The sequence below is a fragment of the Desulforhopalus sp. IMCC35007 genome (genome assembly GCF_005116575.1).
Taxonomy (GTDB): Bacteria; Desulfobacterota; Desulfobulbia; order Desulfobulbales; family Desulfocapsaceae; genus Desulforhopalus_A.
The window spans coordinates 131,574-150,308 of record NZ_SWCN01000011.1 but is presented as its reverse complement, the minus strand read 5'-3'; the positions used below and the strand labels follow the sequence as shown (position 1 = coordinate 150,308).

The window sequence follows — 18,735 nt, the reverse complement described above, 5'->3', positions numbered from 1 at the left end:
CAAGGCCAAGACACAGTAACCGAGTGGGGCAGTTTATTTGCCCAGCAGCAGATACGCCTTGATAAACGGATCAAGGTTGCCATCCAGCACAGCATCAACGTTGCCCGTTTCGTAGTCTGATCGATGATCTTTGATCATACGATAGGGCTGCAGTACATACGACCTGATCTGACTTCCCCAGGAAATACCTTTTTTATCTCCGGACAGACCTTCCTGACGCTCTGCATTCTTCTGCTTTTCCAGCTCATACAGCTGCGCCGCCAGCATTTTCATGGCGGTGTCTTTATTCCTGTGCTGGGAACGCTCGTTCTGGCACTGAACCACAACCCCGGTGGGCAGGTGAGTAATCCGGATGGCAGAATCGGTCTTATTGACATGCTGACCGCCTGAACCACTTGCGCGGTAGGTATCAATACGAAGGTCCTTGTCATCTATTTCAACGTTGATAGAATCATCAAGCTCCGGCATAACCATCACAGAGGCAAAAGAGGTGTGTCTGCGACCACTTGCATCAAATGGTGATATTCTAACTAATCGATGAATACCAAGTTCCGAACGTAAATAGCCGTATGCATAACGTCCGGTAAACATGATAGTAACACTTTTCACCCCGGCCTCGTCGCCTGCCAGATAGTCGAGAATTGAGGTTTTAAACCCTCTGGTCTCAGCCCAGCGAAGATACATCCGCATGAGAATACCGACCCAGTCCTGAGCCTCTGTCCCGCCTGCTCCGGCATGAATTGCCACCATTGCATTTGAGAAATCATGTTCTCCATTGAACATACACTCAAGCTCGGCCTGGGCTAAATGCCCATCAAAAGTCACCAGCTTTTCAGCAATCTCATTTTCCAGTTCAGGGTCCTTTTCCTCCACAACCATTTCAAGAAAAAGTTCAGTGTCCTCCAGCTCTTTCCACTGAGAATCCCAGCTATCTACGACTTCCTGCATCTGACCAAGTTCTTTTTGAACAACCTGGGCGGTATCTGTATCGTTCCAGAAGCCAGGAGCCAGGGTTTGCCGCTCCAATTCTTCCAGACGCTCTCTTTTCCTGGCTAAGTCAAAGATGCTCCTTCAGGGTAAGTAAACGAACTTTTAACTCCCCAATTTTTTGTTTGGATACCGCAGCACCTGTTTCAATGGCCATAATATACTCCCTTACACATTCATTTGTTCTTCGACTTAACCCAGTAATCCGGCCTGTTGTCTATTCTGCAACAGGCATGAAAGTCAAAATTAATTATAGATACATCTCAGTCAAGATCCGAATTTTTCATCACTCTGCCTGAAAGTAACAGCCCCAAACCCACAAAAGCCAGGCAAGCAAAAGGAAAATAGTGCCCGTAACGGACCCATACCGTTTTTTCATTATAGAGGGCCACAGTTGCCTTATCAGCCCAGGGCACGAAAATCTCAGACGCTTTGTCTATCTCTCCCAAAGGAGTGATAAAAGCGGAAATTCCCGTATTGGCCGAACGAACAATACTGCGTCTCGTCTCCACAGCTCGAAAAACGGTCATCGCAAGACTCTGAACGGGGGCACTCGACTTACCATACCAGGCGTCATTCGTCAAATTAACCAGAATATTTGCACCGGCTTCCACCCACCTGCGGCTGAGACCCGGAAAAACGGATTCGAAACAGATCAGTATTCCCGCCCGGGCCTTGTCAAATGCCACCGGTTTTTCAATTTCACCGGGAGTAAAATCACCCACCGCCTCAACAAGAGGGGCAAGAAAAGGCAGTAACTTTTTAAAGGGGACGTACTCTCCAAACGGCACCAGATGTGTTTTGTAATACTTGCCCTGAATCTGTCCCTCAGTGCCAAGCAACACGGCACTGTTAAAAAATTTTATTTTCTTTGCCTTACGATCGATAATTTCATACCAGGGAGCTCCGGTCAGAACCATCGTCTGGAATTGGTGTGTGAAATCAAACAAAGGCCCCATCAGCTCGCTTGAGGGCGGATAAAAGGGCAGCGCTGTCTCCGGCCAGATGATACAATCGGGAGAATTGCCTTCAAACAGTGTTTTTGACAGGTTTGTATAGGTCAGAACGGTTTTTTCCTGCAACTCCGCAGACCATTTCTGGTCCTGCCTGATATTTCCCTGCACCACACCAACACTCACTTTCTGTACTGTGTTTTGACGAAGAAGTTCTTCGAGCTGCGCTGAGCGTTTTCCCGAATACAAGGCAACAGCTACAAGAAAAACCAGACCAGGAAGCAGCAACACGCTCCGCTGCAAGGTCAACCTGCGCTCCAGAAGAAAGAATAACAGGGTATTTACAAAGACAATCAGAAAACTCACGGCATGATGACCGCCGAGATCGGCGATCTGAATGAGAACAGGCACCTCGAACAGACTGTAGCCAATATCCATCCAGGGAAAACCCGTGAGAAAGGCTCCACGCAACCAGTCAATACCGACCCAAAGAGAAGGCAGCAGCCACAAGGAAAGAAATGAAGGCAGAGCCGTTAAGAAGATTCGCGCTAACACTGCAAAAACAATGAGATAAAAACTCATGTAGAGGGCTAGCAACACCAATCCCTGGAGAGAAATAAACCAGCCAAGACCGCCATATTTACCAAGGACGATCACCACCCAGTAGAGCAGTGTAAGATAATGCCCCATTCCACAGACAAGTCCTGCTAAAACAGTCGATCTCAACGAGTTTTCATGCAGAAGAAAGAAAAAAGGAATGAGGGCAACAAATACAAGAGGCCACAGCCCAACACCACCGGGAAAACAAACCCATAAAAGGAGGCCCGTCAGAGCCGCCAGGTAAAAATTTTTACTGAGAAAAAAGGCCACTAATTATACACCCTCCGGAAGGCGGGTGACACGAATCTTCTTGATCTTTCTTGTACTGGCACTGATGACCTCAAACTGTAAACCTGCAGCCTCGACCCGATCACCGGTCAGGGCAAGGCGGCCAAGGATATGAATCACAAGGCCGCCAACTGATTCAAACGGCCCGTCAGGCATTTCTTTATGAAAATAATCCTCTATTTTTTCAATTTCAGCCCAACCGTGGACCTCGACAGTACCTTCATCAATAATATCGAGGGTATGCTCCTCTTCATCATCGTCATATTCGTCATCGATCTCACCCACGATTTCTTCTAATATATCTTCAAGGGTAATGAGGCCGCGCATCGTTCCGAACTCATCGGTGACCATGGCCATGTGCACTTTACGCTTTTGAAATTCACGCAGGAGATCGACGATGAGTTTATGTTCTCCAATAAAATAAACCGGCCGCAGATAGTCGGAAAGATCATCCGGCTGCGGATTTGGTCTGGCACATAGCCGCAGGAGATCTTTGGCGTGAATCACACCAATGACCTGATCGGGATTTTCTTTATAGATCGGAATCCGGGTAAAACCGGATTCAATAACGATTTTGATGAGCTCTGACATGGGGGAAGCGATATCAAAGGATACCACTTCAGCTGCTGGAGTCATGATCTCAGAGGCGTCCGTTTCTCTGAATTCGAGAATCGAATTGATCATCCTCTCCTCAAGAGGGGAAATTAACCCGTGCTCCTCGCCTTCCTCAAGCAGTTCCTGTATCTCAAGGTCTAGATCTTCCTTGGTTCCCGGTTTGCGAAAATCAATCAATGATAAGAGTTTATTAAAAAAGCCCTTATCCTGATCAGCGTCCTCTCCTTCAGATGTATGTTCTTTGTCCATTGAAAACCAGTACTGCAGCTATTCCGATTGGGGGTAAATTACAAGAAAGATGTGCAGGCCACACAGCAAGGAGTGCCTCTTCTCTCTATGACATTTTTTGGTTAATAAATTCCTTTTGAGAACAGGTCGAACTCAAATTCAGGGGATCGTAACCTTTTTTACTACCTCGCAAACTGAATTCTTGTTTTTTAAAAAAAAGTAAACAATCTGTCTTAAGATACTTGTCCCGGCTTCCTTCCCATGTACCGGAATGAATTCTCTCAAAGGTTTAACGAATATCAGGACTACTATTAACATGAGATACAAAAAAATCAAACATAACAGAACAAATCTTTCGATTTGAAAACGGTTTTTAAAAAGATCAACGGTGTCAAGAAGAAAAAGCATGCCTGACAAATCCGGACCTGGTTCAATGCAAAACCGCGCACCTCAGCACATTTTTTCTTTTCTAATTGACATCACGTGACTATAGTAGCGTCGATTTTAGAAGAAGAGGTGCACTGTATGTATGTTGTGTATCTACAAGAAAGTGACGAAACGCTATCCACTTCATTTTCATTTTGACGAACGAGGAACAGTTTGGAAGGTAAGGTTCTTATAGCCAACAGAGGCGAAATTGCCATTCGGATCATGAAAGCCTGCAAGGATCTTGATCTCGATTATATAGTTGTATACACCGATGCGGACAAGGATTCAGAACATGTTCGCTCTAATATCACCAGTGGTCCTGATCAGAACGCCTGGAGAATCACCAGTTATACCGAGCCAAATGATCTTTTTGCCGTTGCAGATCATACGGGTTGTACCGCCATTCATCCCGGTTACGGTTTTTTCTCAGAAGACTATCGTTTTGCCAGAAGAGCCACAGTCAGAGACCGTTCTCTCATTTTTATCGGTCCGAACTGGGAAGTTATCCGGGATCTTGGGGACAAGATCAACACAAAACGGGTTGCCAATCAACTCGGCATCCCAACTATACCTGGAACGGACGCCCCCATTTACAATGAGATGGAGGCGGAAGAAATCGCTGCACAGCTACTGCAGACCCAGATAGAGGACGGCATCCAAAACCCCTCAATCCTTATCAAGGCCGCAGCTGGTGGTGGCGGTATGGGGATAGAAGAGGTTACAGAGATAGAACAGTTCAGAAGGATATACCGACAACTCCAGAGTTACGCCAAAAGACAGTTTGGCGATGGTGGTGTTCTCATTGAGCAATGCCTTACGGATTACAACCACCTGGAAGTCCAGCTGCTCTGCTCCACCCACGGAGAAAGATTACATTTCAGCTCGAGAAACTGCACCATCCAGTCAACAGGGCGACAAAAACGGGTCGAAGCAGCACCCGGATTTCACAAGTCCTGCTTTGACTACGACTTTGATGAGAAAAAAGTGCTCGACCAGATCGTTCAATATTCTCTCAAACTTGCCAACCATGTAAAATATGACAATGTTGGAACATGGGAATGGATTGTCAGCCGATCAGGCCAACCCTACCTGCTGGAGGTGAACACCCGAATTCAGGTTGAAAATGATATTTCAGCGCGTATCAGTTACATCGACGGCAAGCAACCGAACCTTATCCGCGAGCAGATTCGCTTGGCCCTTGGGGAAAAAATCGGCTACAAGCAGAAACAGGTAAAATTCCAGGGTGCAGCCATAGAACTTCGCATCGTCGCCGAAGACACACGACGAGGTTTTGCACCATGGATTGGAACCATCCAGGAATTCACCTTTCCTGATCATGAATGGTCGACGGTATACACCCACGTTCCGACCGACAGGCCATATCCAATCCCCAGTGATTTTGATCCCAACCTCGCCCTTGCGCTGGTTTGGGGTGAATCAATGGATGATGCAAAGCAAAAGGCGATTCAGTTTATTGATGAAACCGTTATTCGTGGAGAAGATTCAAGTGGGCAGGCGATTATCACTAATCTTGAATATTTAAAAAATAACCTGGGCCGTCTCCTCGCATTCTAGGTCCGGACTACTATAGCTTTATAATGAAAGAACTATTCAAACAGCTGCTGAAAATTGAAGAGCGGATTAACTATCTGCTCCAGATTAAAGATTTTTCCAACTGGGGAAACCTTGACGGTTTCAAGATCACCTGCGAAAATCTCAAACAAAACATCTACGAACAGTCAAAAGAAAAGCTGGCTGGCGAGCTGAGAAAGCTTGATGAATCAATCAGTTTTCTCGAAGAGCGGGCTGAAGAACATCTCACTCCGATGGAAAGGGTGCGCATCGTTAGAAGTATCCAGCGTTTCAGCCTCAAAGACATCCTTGAAAATGTCTACGAGGATTACACTGAGCTCGGTGGTCAGGAGGACGCAAACGTTGATCCGGCCATGATCTGCGCCAAAGCAACCATCACCAGACGGATAAAAAACAAACCCATTACTGCCTCTGTCATGGTTATCGGTCAGGAGACGGGTCATGGGGAAGAGTTTCGTAACGGTGGTTCCTGTAAACCCCAGGGAAACGAGAAAGCCCTTCGCTATATGAAAGTCGCAGAAACGGAAGGGATCCCGATCCACTTTTATATTTTTACCCCAGGATCATATCCCGTCGAGGAAGGGTCCGGTGCCGCGCAGCAGATTGCCCGTAATATATATGCAATGACCAAGCTACGTGTTCCAATGATCTCTATGATTTCAGAGGGTGGTTCCGGTGGAGCCGAGGCTATTGGTCTTACCGACTACCGAATCATGGCATCCCACGGTTATTATTCGGTTATCTCCCCTGAAGGTGCAGCGGCCATCGAGGGTAAAATCCGTGAAGGAGCCAAGGTCCCCAAGGAACTCATCGAAGTCTGCGCCGACCGTTTGAAACTCACGGCTAAAGATAATCTTGAACGTAAGACCATTGACAGGATTATATACGAGCCTCCTCTTGGTGCGCGGCGAGATGATTTTGCCTTTTTTGCAAAAATTCGTGCAGAAATGCTGAGAGCCACTGACAAGGTGGTTCTCTCAACCAAAAGTTTCAGCGCTCTTCGTACCTACGAAATCAGACGCAAGAAGCACAAGCCTGCAAACGAAGAAGAACTTCAGCTCGAGTTGCCATGGGATTTGAATAAGGAAGAGATAAAACGACTGCTTTCCCTCCGTTCAAAGAAATATCATGCCATGGGAAAAAATGGTTTTTCCGGGCAGGCCGAGCAGGAAGAGGGTGTATACAATCTGGCCAAGGTTAAAACGGAAAAGGTCTACTACACACTCCGCTATGACGTGATGAAAAACCATAAACGTCAGGTCAGAAAGGTGATGAGTGATGTGAGCGGAGAAGGTTCGGTTATGCTTCGAAGAATCACCGAACCAATCAACGCTCTTATGGACATGTGGGGAAAAAAGAAAAAAGAAAAACCCCAGCGCCTCATTGCTTATACCGCGACGAACGGAAACTCTGAAACACCTGCCCAGCGCGTTGATCCACTTGAATTAACCGATACCTACACCAGCCCTCTGGCAAACTCCGATAAAACCGTAAGCTGCCCCAACGCCGAAAAACGGGGCTGTAAAGATCTCTGGATACCAGACCTTTACGGTGAGTTTGCAGGCGTCTGCGAAACCTGTGGCCACCACTTCCCATTGGAGCACCAGTGGTATCTGGAAAACGTTTTTGACTCAGGTTCCATCAGACATTTTAACACCGATATTACCTCTGGAAACCCTCTGAATTACACAGGGTTTACAGAACGACTGCGAAGTGCCCAGATCAAGACAGGGAATCGTTCGGGGAACATGACCTTTCATGCCAAAATTAATGGCATCCAGATCATCGTTTCCATGCTCTATTCTGATTTCCGTAACGGCACCGTCGGGTCTGCAGAGGGGGAGAAATTTGCCCAGGCCTGCGCCCTGGCAAAACGAAAGAAACGACCTTTTCTCGCTTACATACACACAACGGGAGGAATCAGGATCCAGGAAGGGACCCTCGGGGTGACCCAAATGCCAAAATGCACCATGGCGGTGAGAGAATACATAGACAGTGGCGGCTTATACCTCGTTGTCTATGACAATAATTCCTACGCAGGGCCCGTTGCATCTTTTCTTGGCTGTTCCCCATATCAGTTTGCAATCCGTTCAAGCCGGGTCGGCTTTGCAGGACCACGAGTCATACGGGAAACAACCGGTGATGATATTCCACCCGATTATCATTCGGCTCGCAATGCCCTCAAACGGGGACATATCCAAGGCATCTGGGATCGTCGTGACTTTCGGCGTAACCTGCATAAAGCACTGCAGACCATGGGAAGTCCAAGTCTGTACTACCGTCAGTAACCCTGTCGATACAACAATGGCCCCGATTGTCATACAATCGGGGCCATTGCTTTTTCTGCTCTTATTACCCGCAGTACTCAACATGCAGTCTTCATACAGACCTGAAACTCTTTGCTGTAACCAGTTCGGCGATATAATTTTCCAGCTCACCTGAAAGACCAACAAAGGCCATCCCCACTCTATGATGTGTAGGCAGTTTTACACTGTTTTTAGCGATTGCTTTCGAGACTATGGTCTCTTTTCCCAGGTGAAAGCCAACCTTGCCGGTCTCTCCAACCTGCAGGCCTTTTTCAAGCAGAACCGCAAATCCTTTCTGGCTGATATCCACCAGACGCCCACTCATTTCTGCAGTGGCCGTTATCATTTTAACAGGTGTATATTCAACATCGAAGAGATTGCGTAAATCCTTTTGTGCCAGTCGTTTGCTGTTTCGATTTCCAAGAGATGTCTCTGGTTTATACTCCCAATCAACTTCCAGATCCGGAATAGAAGGAATTTTGTCCCATTTCGAAGCCATCGTACCCTCCACTGCAGACATTTAATTCAATATTATCTGACGAAACCATCCGCCAAATACTTCCCAGGTAACAATGAAATAAATAATTGCATAAGCCTTACTATAAGAATACTTATGGAAGAGAGAAATACAAATTTATCTTGGCCTTTACCTTCTGCACAAGATCCATTTGCAGAATTTTTTTATGTATCCTATAAGTTTCACACGGTATTTTTAGCTCCAGCCAAAACTGTTCTCTTTCTTCTTACGATCACATTTTTTTCACTAAAGAGACTCGTCCAATAGCTAATTGTTCATATTTATGGACAATTTCCCAAGCTCACGATATGATGTGACAGATAAAAAATACACTCTCTATCAGCAAGGGCACCAATGCAAACCATATCAAAAGAAGATATCTGGCTACTATTTGACAGCACAGTAAAGTTGCCGTCGCCTCCAGCTATTGCCGTTCATATTCTGAGCACTGTACAGAAAGAGGATTTCTCCCTTGAAGATCTGGAGAAAATCATCTCAACTGATCCCGCACTCACCAGTAAAATGCTTCGTCTTGCCAATTCGAGTTTCTACGGTCTGCCCACCAAAGTAAGTAATATCAACCGGGCTCTGGCAGTACTCGGCACCAATGTCATCAAGAACATAGCTCTTTCTTTCGTTATCGCGGCTGACCTCAGAAACGAGGAGAAATCTTTTTTTGACTTCGATTATTTCTGGAGACGCTCTGTTACAACAGCCGTTGCTGCAGACCTGGTATTTGAAGCAATAGGCGAAAAGGACGAAGATATCTTTGTCACTGCGCTTCTTCAGGATATTGGAATCCTTGTTATGTTTCTCTGTCAGGGAGAGAACTACGTCAAAATTCTTAAACGAACTGGAGCAGACAGAACAGTCCGGCTGATTGAAGCAGAAAGACAGGATTATCAATTTGACCACCAGCACTTTAGCGCTTTACTCCTTGAAGACTGGGGAATCCCGAAATCAATCACCGAACCGATGCGCTTTCACCATGAGCCCAGCCTGGCTCCGCCTGAAGTCGCAAAAAAAGCAGCTATTCTTGATGTCGCAAACCTGCTTTCGGTTATCTATAGTGATAAAAAAACTGCACAGAATGTGAGGGAGCTGCAGGATAAACTCGAGGGTTTCTTTTCACTGGATTCTGAGAGTACCCGTGTTCTCCTCGACAAGGTCGCTACCCAAAGTATCGAGATTTTAAAAATTTTTGAGATTGATCCGGGTGATATCAAGCCGTATTCCCAGATGCTTCAGGAAGCAAACGACGAGCTTGGCAAACTCAACCTCACCTATGAACAGCTCATCCTTGAATTAAAAGAGAGCAAGGAAAAGGCCGAGTCTTTTGCAAATGATCTCCGTTTAGCAAACGACAAGCTGGAAAAACTTGCCTTTAGAGACGGGCTGACAAATCTTTACAACCACAGATACTTTCAGGAAATACTGGCAAAAGAGGTCAGTAGGGTCCACCGCTACGGTCGCCCTTTAGCTCTCCTTCTCTTTGATATCGACCACTTCAAAAAAGTCAATGATAACTATGGACACCCCGCCGGAGATCAGGTTCTGGTCACTATGTCCGAGGCTATCACCAAAGCGGTTCGCCCGAGCGATATCGTTGCCAGATATGGGGGGGAGGAATTTGCCGTCATTTTACCGGAAACTAATTTTTCAGGTATGAAGGTTTTTGCCGAAAGACTGCGACGCTGTGTCGCCGCAATTACCACAAATATTGATGGAGAGGAGATAAAAATAACCATCAGCTGCGGTGCCTCACACCTCACACCCGACAGCACTGTGCATCACCCCAGCATGCTCATTAACACCGCAGATCGTGCGCTTTATTTATCAAAGAAAAATGGCCGCAATATGGTCACCGTTCTTGCTTTGAATGAAGAAATATCATCTTGATCAACAATGGCTTGCCTGCAGAAGTTTTTTAAATCACATGCTATTTATACTATAACAGGGCTCTTCAATGATTTTTCTGCAACAGATTGGGACCTCCCTACTCTCTTTTCTGGTAAGTGTTGTCATTTCAGTAGGCGGTGCTTTTGCCGCTGACTCTCTTTCATGGCAACAAATTGAGGCCCAGGCCCACGGAAAAACCGTCGACTGGTACATGTGGGGCGGCTCTCCCGCGGTCAATACCTACGTTAACGAATATCTGAGAACAGAACTCCGAGAGCGCTACGGCATAATTCTGCGCCAGGTACCGGTACAAGATATTGCTGAAGTTGTAAGTAAGCTGGCCGTTGAAAAACAGGCAGCAAAAGTAGAAGGCGGCAGTGTTGATCTGATGTGGATTAACGGTGAAAATTTCCGAACATGCAAAAAACTTGATCTGCTGTCTGGTCCTTTGACCAACATTCTTCCCAACAGCAGAAATCTTGACAGCGATAGCCTTGCTCTCTTAAGCGACTTTGGGACTCCCGTTGAGAACATGGAAGTACCCTGGGGAAATTCACAACTGGTAATGATATACGATTCCGCCAGAACCCCTGCGCCGCCGCGGACAATTTCAAGCCTTCTTACCTGGATACAAAACAACCCAGGCCGTTTTACCTACCCGGCACCTCCCGACTTTACCGGCTCTGCTTTTGTACGCCAGATATTCTACCATGAAGCTGGCTCTGTAAAGCAATGGCAAGGTAACTACTCCAAAGAGGACTTAAAAAATGCTGCAGACAAGACCTTTGCCACTCTTGTCAGGCTGAAAGAGGCCCTGTGGCGGGAAGGAAGAACCTACCCCGAGTCACCTGTACGAATGGATACCCTTTTTGCCGATAAACAAGTTGATTTTTCATTTTCGTACCAGCAGGGCTCAGCATCCCAAAACATTGACGATGGTATTTTTCAACCCACGGTACGAACCTATGTTTTCGAAGAGGGAACCGTCAGTAACACCCATTACGTCGCAATTCCCTTTAATGCAAAAGACAAATATGCAGCAATGGTGGTTGCCAATTTTCTTCTCTCTTTTGAGGCCCAGCTGGAAAAAGCCAAAAAAGATGTCTGGGGAGATTTTCCGGTAATCAGCCTTGTAAAGGCTGATCCCGCCTGGAAAAACCAATTTTCAAGTCTTCCAAAAGGACCGGCAACGCTGAGCGACGAGGAGCTGCAAGCCCACCAGCTCCCCGAACCACCAGCCGAGGTACTCATCTATCTTGAGAAAGGCTGGCAAAAACAAGTCCTCAAGAACAGATAATGTTCACTGCACCGGCTTCCCGACCTCCTGTTTCGCCAAAGGAAACAACCCTACCCCAAAAGAGTATTATTCTACTTCTGACCCCTGCTCTTTTGGTGGTCGTAACACTCTTTGGGGGTGGTCTGGTCATTGGATTTTTCCAGGCTCTCGGTTATCAACCCGGCATAGAAGAACAATCCTTAAGTCTGCAACATTTTATCACAACGCTGACGGATCCCGATTTTACCACGAGCCTTGGACTTACGTTGTACATAGCTCTTACATCCACCCTAATATCAGCCATTGCAAGTATACTGCTGGCTGTGGCCATCAACCACTGGGCCGCAAACAACAAGATCATCCATTTTATCCTGCAGATCCCGCTGGCCGCCCCGCATCTGGTGATTGGAATCTCCATGATTTTACTCATTGCGCCAAGCGGTTTCATAGCCAGATTGTGCTCCTTTCTTTTTGCGGTGGATGTGCAAAACACCTTCCCTATCCTTGTAAACGACAAGTGGTCGGTCGGTATCCTTCTGGTGTACATCTGGAAAGAAATCCCCTTTATCACCTTTATGCTTCTTACAGTTTTAAAAAATATGGGAAATGAGCTGCTTGAGGCGGGTGCAAGCCTTGGGGCGACAAAGCTTCAAAGATTCTTCTCTATTACTTTTCCTATTATCCGTTTGAGTCTTGGAGCGTCCTGCTGTATTGTTTTTGCATTCACCTTCGGGGCCTTCGAAATCCCCTATCTGCTCGGTCAGACCTACCCACAAACCCTCCCTGTCTGGGCTTATATGAATTTTAGCGACATTGACCTTAAAGCAAGACCTGAAGGGGTCGCTCTGGGGATAATCATTGCTGTTATTGTTATTTCTACCGTTCTTCTCTCGGAATACCTCACCAGAACACCGAACCGAAACAGATGAAAAAGACGAACAGCGCCCAGTACACTATATTCGTTCTTGTTCTGTTTACGATCATCGTACCATTTATCCCGCTGATTCTCTGGTCCCTGAGTGAACAGTGGTTTTACCCTGCAGCTCTCCCCCAGAAGTTTGGGCTAAGGGCCTGGAATTATATATTTTCAACCGCTGGTGAGCAGATAATACGTGGCCTCGTGGCCAGCTTTTCGGTGGCTCTGACGACAAGTATTCTCTCACTTTTCATCGGATACCCTGCAGGAAGAGCACTTGGACTGTACAACTTTAAAGGAAAAAAATTCATTGCCCTCCTGCTTTTATTGCCCATTGTCGTGCCTCCTCTTTCCACATCCATGGGGCTTCATCTCTGGTTCCTGCATCTCAACCTTACTGAGCACTTTCTAGGGGTTGTACTTGTCCACCTCACCTTCTGCCTGCCGTATTCCATCTATGTGATCAGCGGTGTGTTTTCAGATTTCAATCCCGACTTCGAGGCACAAGCACGCTCCCTTGGCGCAACTTCCTGGCAGGTTTTCGTCCGGGTAACACTTCCCATGACCCTGCCTGGGGTTACCGTAGCAGCTCTATTTGCCTTCCTCCTCTCATGGTCTCAGTATCTCTCGACCCTTATCATCGGAGGAGGAAAAATTCTAACCCTTCCCATTCTCCTCTTTTCTCTTATGGATGGTGGTGACCGCCCTGTTGCTTCTGCTATCAGCCTGATCTTTATTTGCCCTGTCTTCGTTGTCCTTGCGGCAAGCGCACAGAGTTTAGGGCGCCAGGGATTGAGGGGGATACGCTGATGGGCAGGTTACAGCTCAACAATCTTTCTGTCGGCTACGGGAGTAAGGCGATCATGACTGCCCTGGACCTTCAGGTAAACGATGGTGAACTCCTGTGCCTGCTTGGCCCCAGTGGTGCCGGAAAGACAACGTTACTCAAGACCATAGGTGGTCTCATCCCACCCCTGCAGGGAAGTATTGTCCTCGATGATATGGACGTCACTAGAATGAAGGCGGATAAAAGGGATGTGGTACTACTTTTTCAAAAGCCCCTCCTTTTCCCGTTTCAAAATGTTCTGGAAAACATTGGTTTTGGCCTGCGCATGCAGAAAATAGACTCAAAAGCCATAGCTGAAAAATGCCATAAAGTGATGGAGCTGACCGAACTGACACCACTGGCCAATAAAAGGGTCGACGAACTTTCCGGTGGTCAGCAGCAGCGGGTCGCACTTGCGCGGGCTCTCGTGCTTGAACCTTCGATATTGCTCCTTGATGAGCCTCTCAGTAGTCTCGACCCCGACCTCCGACAGAAAATGCAGCATCTGATTCGTCGCCTTCAACGGCAAACAGCAACGACAATGCTCTTTGTCACTCACGATCAGAGTGAAGCTTTCTCTATGAGTGACCGTATTGCCTTACTGATACATGGCAAGATTCGCCAGTTAGATCGCCCTGAAAAACTGTTTCGCTCACCAGCAAACCCAGATCTGGCCATATTTCTCGGCAACCCCAATATCATAACTGGATGTATCCAGGATAAAATCCTCACAAGCCAGAACCTGTCAATTGCAGTCAACCACCCCAACGCTGCAGAAATAACTGCAACCATACGTCCTGAAGACATTGTTCTTTCTGATATTGAAATAGCAGATGGAATTCCCGGAACGGTCTCAGCAAAACAGTTTGAAGGGACCCTGACAAGATTCACCGTAGACCTGGGCCAAACCTCGCTTACAGCCCTTTGCTTTTCTGACAGCTTTAGTCTTGGGCAGAAAATATGGCTGCAATTTCCTGTGGAAAAATTTCATTTCTTTACAACTGACGATCAGCCCCCGCTCCCAAATGGACAGTAATCAGCCTCACACCTCAACTTTTGCCAAACCCCAATCGATTTGCGCTCACTAAAAAACACGAGACACTTTCTTTGCCTTGCACCCGGCCAGCTGCCGGCGGTCTGTAAAATTGTAATCATCTGATTGTGTTACCCTTTGTTTTATCTCTTTATGACAGCAATAAAAAATGGTAGTCTTTCTCTCTTATCAGATCCACTGCAGAGCACTCGCTCCCACGGGTTGAGTCCTTCATCAACTCTGCAGCCGTTTCAATAGGCGTTTCATTTGATCTGGGTTTTGAGACTGTAAAACCCGAATATTTACCCTGTATCTCTGCCGCTATGTGACCACATCGTGGTTTTCAGGGTGCAAATCATTGGACCAACAACAGCAATCACCATGACGACAAAAGCATACGACTTCATCATAATAGGCACGGGACCTGCTGGACTTGCAGCAGCCATGACTGCCACAAAGTCTGAGAAAAAAGTCCTTGTCCTTGAAAAAGAAGGTTCCCTTGGCGGCGTCTGTGTGAATACGGGAACTTTTCCGAGTAAAACCTTAAGAGAAGCGGTGCTGCACCTTACAGGTCATCTTAAACGTAAGGTCTTTGAACAGGACTATTGTTCCACAAAAGATGCCGAAATCTCCATGGAGCGTCTCAAGCAACGCCTCCATAACGTACGGCAACAGGAACATGCAATAATCAGTGCCCAGCTTGAACGAAACGGTATTGAGATCATTCGTGGTAATGGTTGTTTTCTTGACTCCCACATGCTCCAGGTCACCCAGATCGAAGGCAGCCAGCAGATCCAGGTTACTGGCGATAAAATAATTATTGCAACAGGCTCCCAGCCACGCAATCCCGTCGATGTTCCCTTTGACCATGAGGTTATCGTCGACTCCACCTCAATTTTAAACATCAAAAAAATTCCTCAATCCCTTATCATCATGGGAGGCGGGGTTATTGGCTCAGAATATGCCACGATCTTTGCTGCCCTTGGAGTAAAAGTCATACTTTTTGATCGGGGGGAGCGTTTATTAAAATTCCTCGATCATGAAATCAGCGAAGAACTGCAGAAAAACTTTCCGAAAGGTAACGTCGAATACATAAACAGTTGCGGGGATTTTAAGATTGAAAAAACCGGTGACAGTGCCAGGGTTACCCTCGCCAATGGCGCAACCTACACTGCCGATTGTCTCTTTTTTGCCCTTGGACGTGAAGCCAATACCGGAAGTTTACACATTGAAAAGGCAGGGATCAAACTCAACGCCTACCACTACATTGAAACCAACGATCTCTACCAATCATCAACCCCGCATATTTACGCAGTGGGAGATGTCATCGGCTGGCCCAGCCTTGCAGCAACATCTATAGTCCAGGGTCGTCTTGCAGCACTCAATGCCCTGAAACTTCGGGTTGAATCCTTTCCCCGTATTTTTCCCATCGGTATCTACACCATTCCGGAGATCTCCTACGTCGGGCTCACAGAAGAAGAAGCCCGGGACCTGGATTATAAATTTGTCGTCGGAAAATGTATGTACCACGAACTGCCAAGGGGACAGATTTCGGGCGAACATGAAGGCATGCTGAAAATGATTGTCCACAAAGACACCCGGGAAATCCTGGGCGTGCATATTTTGGGTGGAGGAGCCACCGAGATCATTCACATCGCCCAAATGGCACTTTTGTATAACGCTAAAATTGATATTTTTATCGAGAATATCTTTAACTATCCCACCTATAGCGAAGCCTTGAAGATTGCCGCGCATTCTGCGTCCAATCAGATATAGCACAAAGAAAAACAGGCATAACACAATTATGAATTTAATCAGGTCCCACCTTGCCTGTATCCTTATTGTTTTCATCTGGTCTGGCTGGATTACCATCTCCAGATACGGCGTACACTCGAGTCTCCAGCCCGCAGACATCACGCTTTTACGCTACAGCACCGCGTTGATATGCGTGTCTCCACTCATCCTCCGTCACCGCTGGTCGAAGTTCTCCCTTCACCAGTATCTGCTGGTCGGCCTTGGCATCGGGTTTCCATATACCATGGCAAGTTTCTACGGGCTCTGGCATCTGAAGGCGGCCCATGCTGGTGTCCTGGTCAACGGCATGCTCCCGGTCTTTGGTGCAATCGCTGCCTGGTTTGTACTTTCCCAAAAAGTTTCAAAAATACGTTATCTCGCCATTGGCATTATCTTTTTAGCAAACCTGATCATGGCAGGTGGTGACACCTTTTCCCTCGGCCACATTAGCGGCATTATTCTCCTGCTGTCGGCGGCTGTCTTTTACACCATTCATATGGTCTGTCTCAAGCTCTGGCACTTTGAATGGAAAGACGTACTGGTCACAGTACCCGTGGTCAACGTGGTAATCTTCCTGCCGCTCTGGTTTTTCTTTCCGTCCAACCTCTTTGAGGCAAGTTCCGTGGATATTTTCAGCCAATCTTTTTACCAGGGGATCATCGTTAATATTCTGGCACTCATGTCTGCCACCTACGCAATCAAACATCTGGGTACAATCACCGTCTCTATCTACATGTCCGTCGTCCCTGTCACAACGGCCTTACTTGCAAGGGTGTTACTGGGTGAAGTGCTGAACACCTTCGAGCTTGCAGGAATTATTGCCTGTTCCATAGGCCTTTTCATCTACGGACAAAGCCAAATTATTGAAGCGAGACATCGTTCACTGCGGTAATAAGCTCGAATGCCGAAGACTAACTTTACAAATACGGCTTTCATACACATGATAAGATGGTTTGTAACAACACAATGTACTGGAGTTTATCCAACATCAAATAAACGATAGGGCTCTGAGCACACAGGAAGATCTGTTCTCTCCCATCACAGATAACGAGGAGTCGGTAACCATGTCGAGTAGTTTTGGTAGTCTGTTTCGAGTCACAACCTTTGGAGAATCCCACTGCAAGGCGGTCGGAGTCATTGTGGATGGCTGCCCTCCGGGCCTTTCTCTTACTGAAGAAGATATCCAGCCGCAGTTAACAAGAAGGCGGCCAGGCCAGAGTGCTCTGTCAACCGACAGGCAGGAGGCCGATCAGGTGGTCATCCTTTCCGGTACTGAAAACGGTAAAACCCTCGGTACTCCAATCGGCCTGCAGGTCGCCAACAAGGACCAGCGCCCCAAAGACTATGGCAATATGCGCGATATTCCGCGTCCCTCCCATGCCGACTATACCTATCAGATGAAATATGGTACACGGGCATCCTCGGGCGGTGGCAGGTCCAGTGCCCGTGAGACCATCGGTACTGTGGCATCAGGAGCCATCGCGGCTAAGGTTCTAAAAGAAAAATACGGCGTTGAAATCGTTGGCTGGGTCAGCAGCGTGGGCGACATTGACGCTCAGGGAATTGATGGATCTACCCTGACAAGAGATATCGTTGACCAGAATATTATCCGCTGTCCCGATCATGAGGCTGCGGCCAAAATGGAAAAACTCGTCGCAGAACTCAAAGAAGCTGGAGATTCTGTCGGTGGGGTTGTCTCCTGTGTTATCCGCAATGTTCCCATCGGCCTTGGAGAACCCACCTTTGAAAAACTCGAAGCTAAACTTGCCCAGGCAATGCTCGCAATCCCTGCAACCAAGGCCTTTGAAATAGGGTCCGGTTTTGCAGGAACGAGACAGCGAGGCTCCCAGCATAACGATCCCTTCACCGTCAAAGAGGGCAAAATCGGCACTCTGACAAACAACTCCGGTGGAATTCAGGGAGGGATCTCAAACGGTGAAAATATCACCCTGCGCATAGGCTTCAAGCCTCCGGCCACCATATCGCTCCCCCAAAAAACTGTTGATTTTAAAGGAGAAAGTGCAATACTAGAGGCGAAGGGACGCCATGATCCATGTGTTGTTCCAAGAGCAATTCCCATTGTGGAAGGTATGGCGGCCCTGGTCATTCTTGACATGGCGTTTCGCCAGGAAGCCCGCAAGGCATTGCAATATTAACGCCGGCTAACCGCCAGTAAGCCAATGACTGTTCTCCCCTCGCACAGCTGAGGGGAGTCTTTTCAATGTCTCTCCGCCCCTGTCACTTAACCGATACCCATAGCTACCTACCTTGAGATAGATTGGCCCCTGTCAAAAAATAAAAATCTGCAGGGTACGAAACATTTATGCCGATCCGTGCATTAATTCCCTTCTTGTCAAGTAAATTAAAATTACTAATTTACATTTTCCTTGAATATCGCAGCCCAAAACGCTATTTTAGGTGGCTTGGCGTGCCAATTGCGTCTTTAACTGCTTTCAACTCAAACATCAGGCTGCG

14 protein-coding genes are annotated in these 18,735 nt (G+C 47.1%); 10 read left to right on the top strand and 4 right to left on the bottom strand.

Features of this window, described 5'->3' with window-relative positions:
- Nucleotides 1-33 precede the first annotated feature (33 nt).
- From prfB to FCL48_RS13295, 3 genes are all read right to left on the bottom strand, one after another.
- Nucleotides 34-1,144 (bottom strand): peptide chain release factor 2 gene (prfB, locus tag FCL48_RS13305; protein ID WP_205747712.1). Its coding sequence is split into 2 segments (ribosomal slippage): nucleotides 34-1,072 and nucleotides 1,071-1,144, totalling 1,113 coding nucleotides; the frame shifts between segments, so codons are not numbered across the junction.
- A 106-nt stretch (nucleotides 1,145-1,250) separates the two neighbouring features.
- Nucleotides 1,251-2,810 (bottom strand): apolipoprotein N-acyltransferase, encoded by a 1,560-nt coding sequence (gene lnt, locus FCL48_RS13300; RefSeq protein WP_136872773.1) that lies wholly within the window; start codon nucleotides 2,808-2,810, stop codon nucleotides 1,251-1,253.
- A 3-nt stretch (nucleotides 2,811-2,813) separates the two neighbouring features.
- Nucleotides 2,814-3,692, bottom strand: coding sequence for a hemolysin family protein (locus tag FCL48_RS13295; RefSeq protein ID WP_136872772.1), 879 nt, complete (start codon nucleotides 3,690-3,692; stop codon nucleotides 2,814-2,816).
- 579 nt (nucleotides 3,693-4,271) lie between these two features.
- On the opposite strand from FCL48_RS13295, the gene FCL48_RS13290 reads away from it, so the two are divergent.
- Together FCL48_RS13290 and FCL48_RS13285 are read left to right on the top strand one after the other, a co-directional pair.
- Nucleotides 4,272-5,675 (top strand): biotin carboxylase N-terminal domain-containing protein, encoded by a 1,404-nt coding sequence (locus FCL48_RS13290; RefSeq protein WP_136872771.1) that lies wholly within the window; start codon nucleotides 4,272-4,274, stop codon nucleotides 5,673-5,675.
- 23 nt (nucleotides 5,676-5,698) lie between these two features.
- Nucleotides 5,699-7,981, top strand: coding sequence for a carboxyl transferase domain-containing protein (locus FCL48_RS13285; protein ID WP_136872770.1), 2,283 nt, complete (start codon nucleotides 5,699-5,701; stop codon nucleotides 7,979-7,981).
- A gap of 91 nt (nucleotides 7,982-8,072) precedes the next feature.
- Here FCL48_RS13285 and FCL48_RS13280 read toward each other — a convergent pair whose 3' ends face one another.
- Nucleotides 8,073-8,498, bottom strand: a complete 426-nt coding sequence (locus tag FCL48_RS13280; RefSeq protein ID WP_169309212.1) for a PilZ domain-containing protein — start codon at nucleotides 8,496-8,498, stop codon at nucleotides 8,073-8,075.
- 372 nt (nucleotides 8,499-8,870) lie between these two features.
- Here FCL48_RS13280 and FCL48_RS13275 point away from each other — a divergent pair, with 372 nt between their 5' ends.
- The 8 genes from FCL48_RS13275 to aroC all read left to right on the top strand — a co-directional run bounded on the left by FCL48_RS13275 (nucleotide 8,871) and on the right by aroC (nucleotide 18,416).
- Nucleotides 8,871-10,415 carry a GGDEF domain-containing protein gene (locus tag FCL48_RS13275; protein WP_136872768.1) on the top strand — a complete coding sequence of 515 codons (1,545 nt, stop codon included), beginning with the start codon at nucleotides 8,871-8,873 and terminating at the stop codon, nucleotides 10,413-10,415.
- Nucleotides 10,416-10,482: 67 nt separating this feature from the next.
- Entirely contained in the window at nucleotides 10,483-11,712 is a 1,230-nt protein-coding gene (locus FCL48_RS13270; protein WP_136872767.1) for an ABC transporter substrate-binding protein, read from the top strand.
- Nucleotides 11,712-12,620 (top strand): ABC transporter permease, encoded by a 909-nt coding sequence (locus FCL48_RS13265; RefSeq protein ID WP_136872766.1) that lies wholly within the window; start codon nucleotides 11,712-11,714, stop codon nucleotides 12,618-12,620. Before FCL48_RS13270 ends, FCL48_RS13265 begins: the two co-directional genes overlap by 1 nt.
- A complete protein-coding gene (locus FCL48_RS13260; protein WP_136872765.1) occupies nucleotides 12,617-13,417 on the top strand; it encodes an ABC transporter permease in 801 nt (266 codons plus the stop codon). The genes FCL48_RS13265 and FCL48_RS13260 overlap by 4 nt, the downstream gene beginning before the upstream one ends.
- Nucleotides 13,417-14,469: an ABC transporter ATP-binding protein gene (locus FCL48_RS13255; RefSeq protein ID WP_136872764.1), complete on the top strand. Its 1,053-nt coding sequence runs from the start codon at nucleotides 13,417-13,419 to the stop codon at nucleotides 14,467-14,469. The genes FCL48_RS13260 and FCL48_RS13255 overlap by 1 nt, the downstream gene beginning before the upstream one ends.
- A gap of 378 nt (nucleotides 14,470-14,847) precedes the next feature.
- On the top strand, nucleotides 14,848-16,242 hold the full coding sequence (gene sthA / locus FCL48_RS13250) for a Si-specific NAD(P)(+) transhydrogenase (RefSeq protein ID WP_136872763.1): 1,395 nt from the start codon (nucleotides 14,848-14,850) through the stop codon (nucleotides 16,240-16,242).
- Nucleotides 16,243-16,270: 28 nt separating this feature from the next.
- On the top strand, nucleotides 16,271-17,152 hold the full coding sequence (locus FCL48_RS13245) for a DMT family transporter (protein WP_136872762.1): 882 nt from the start codon (nucleotides 16,271-16,273) through the stop codon (nucleotides 17,150-17,152).
- 172 nt (nucleotides 17,153-17,324) lie between these two features.
- Nucleotides 17,325-18,416 carry a chorismate synthase gene (aroC, locus tag FCL48_RS13240; protein WP_136872761.1) on the top strand — a complete coding sequence of 364 codons (1,092 nt, stop codon included), beginning with the start codon at nucleotides 17,325-17,327 and terminating at the stop codon, nucleotides 18,414-18,416.
- The last annotated feature ends 319 nt before the right edge of the window (nucleotides 18,417-18,735 follow it).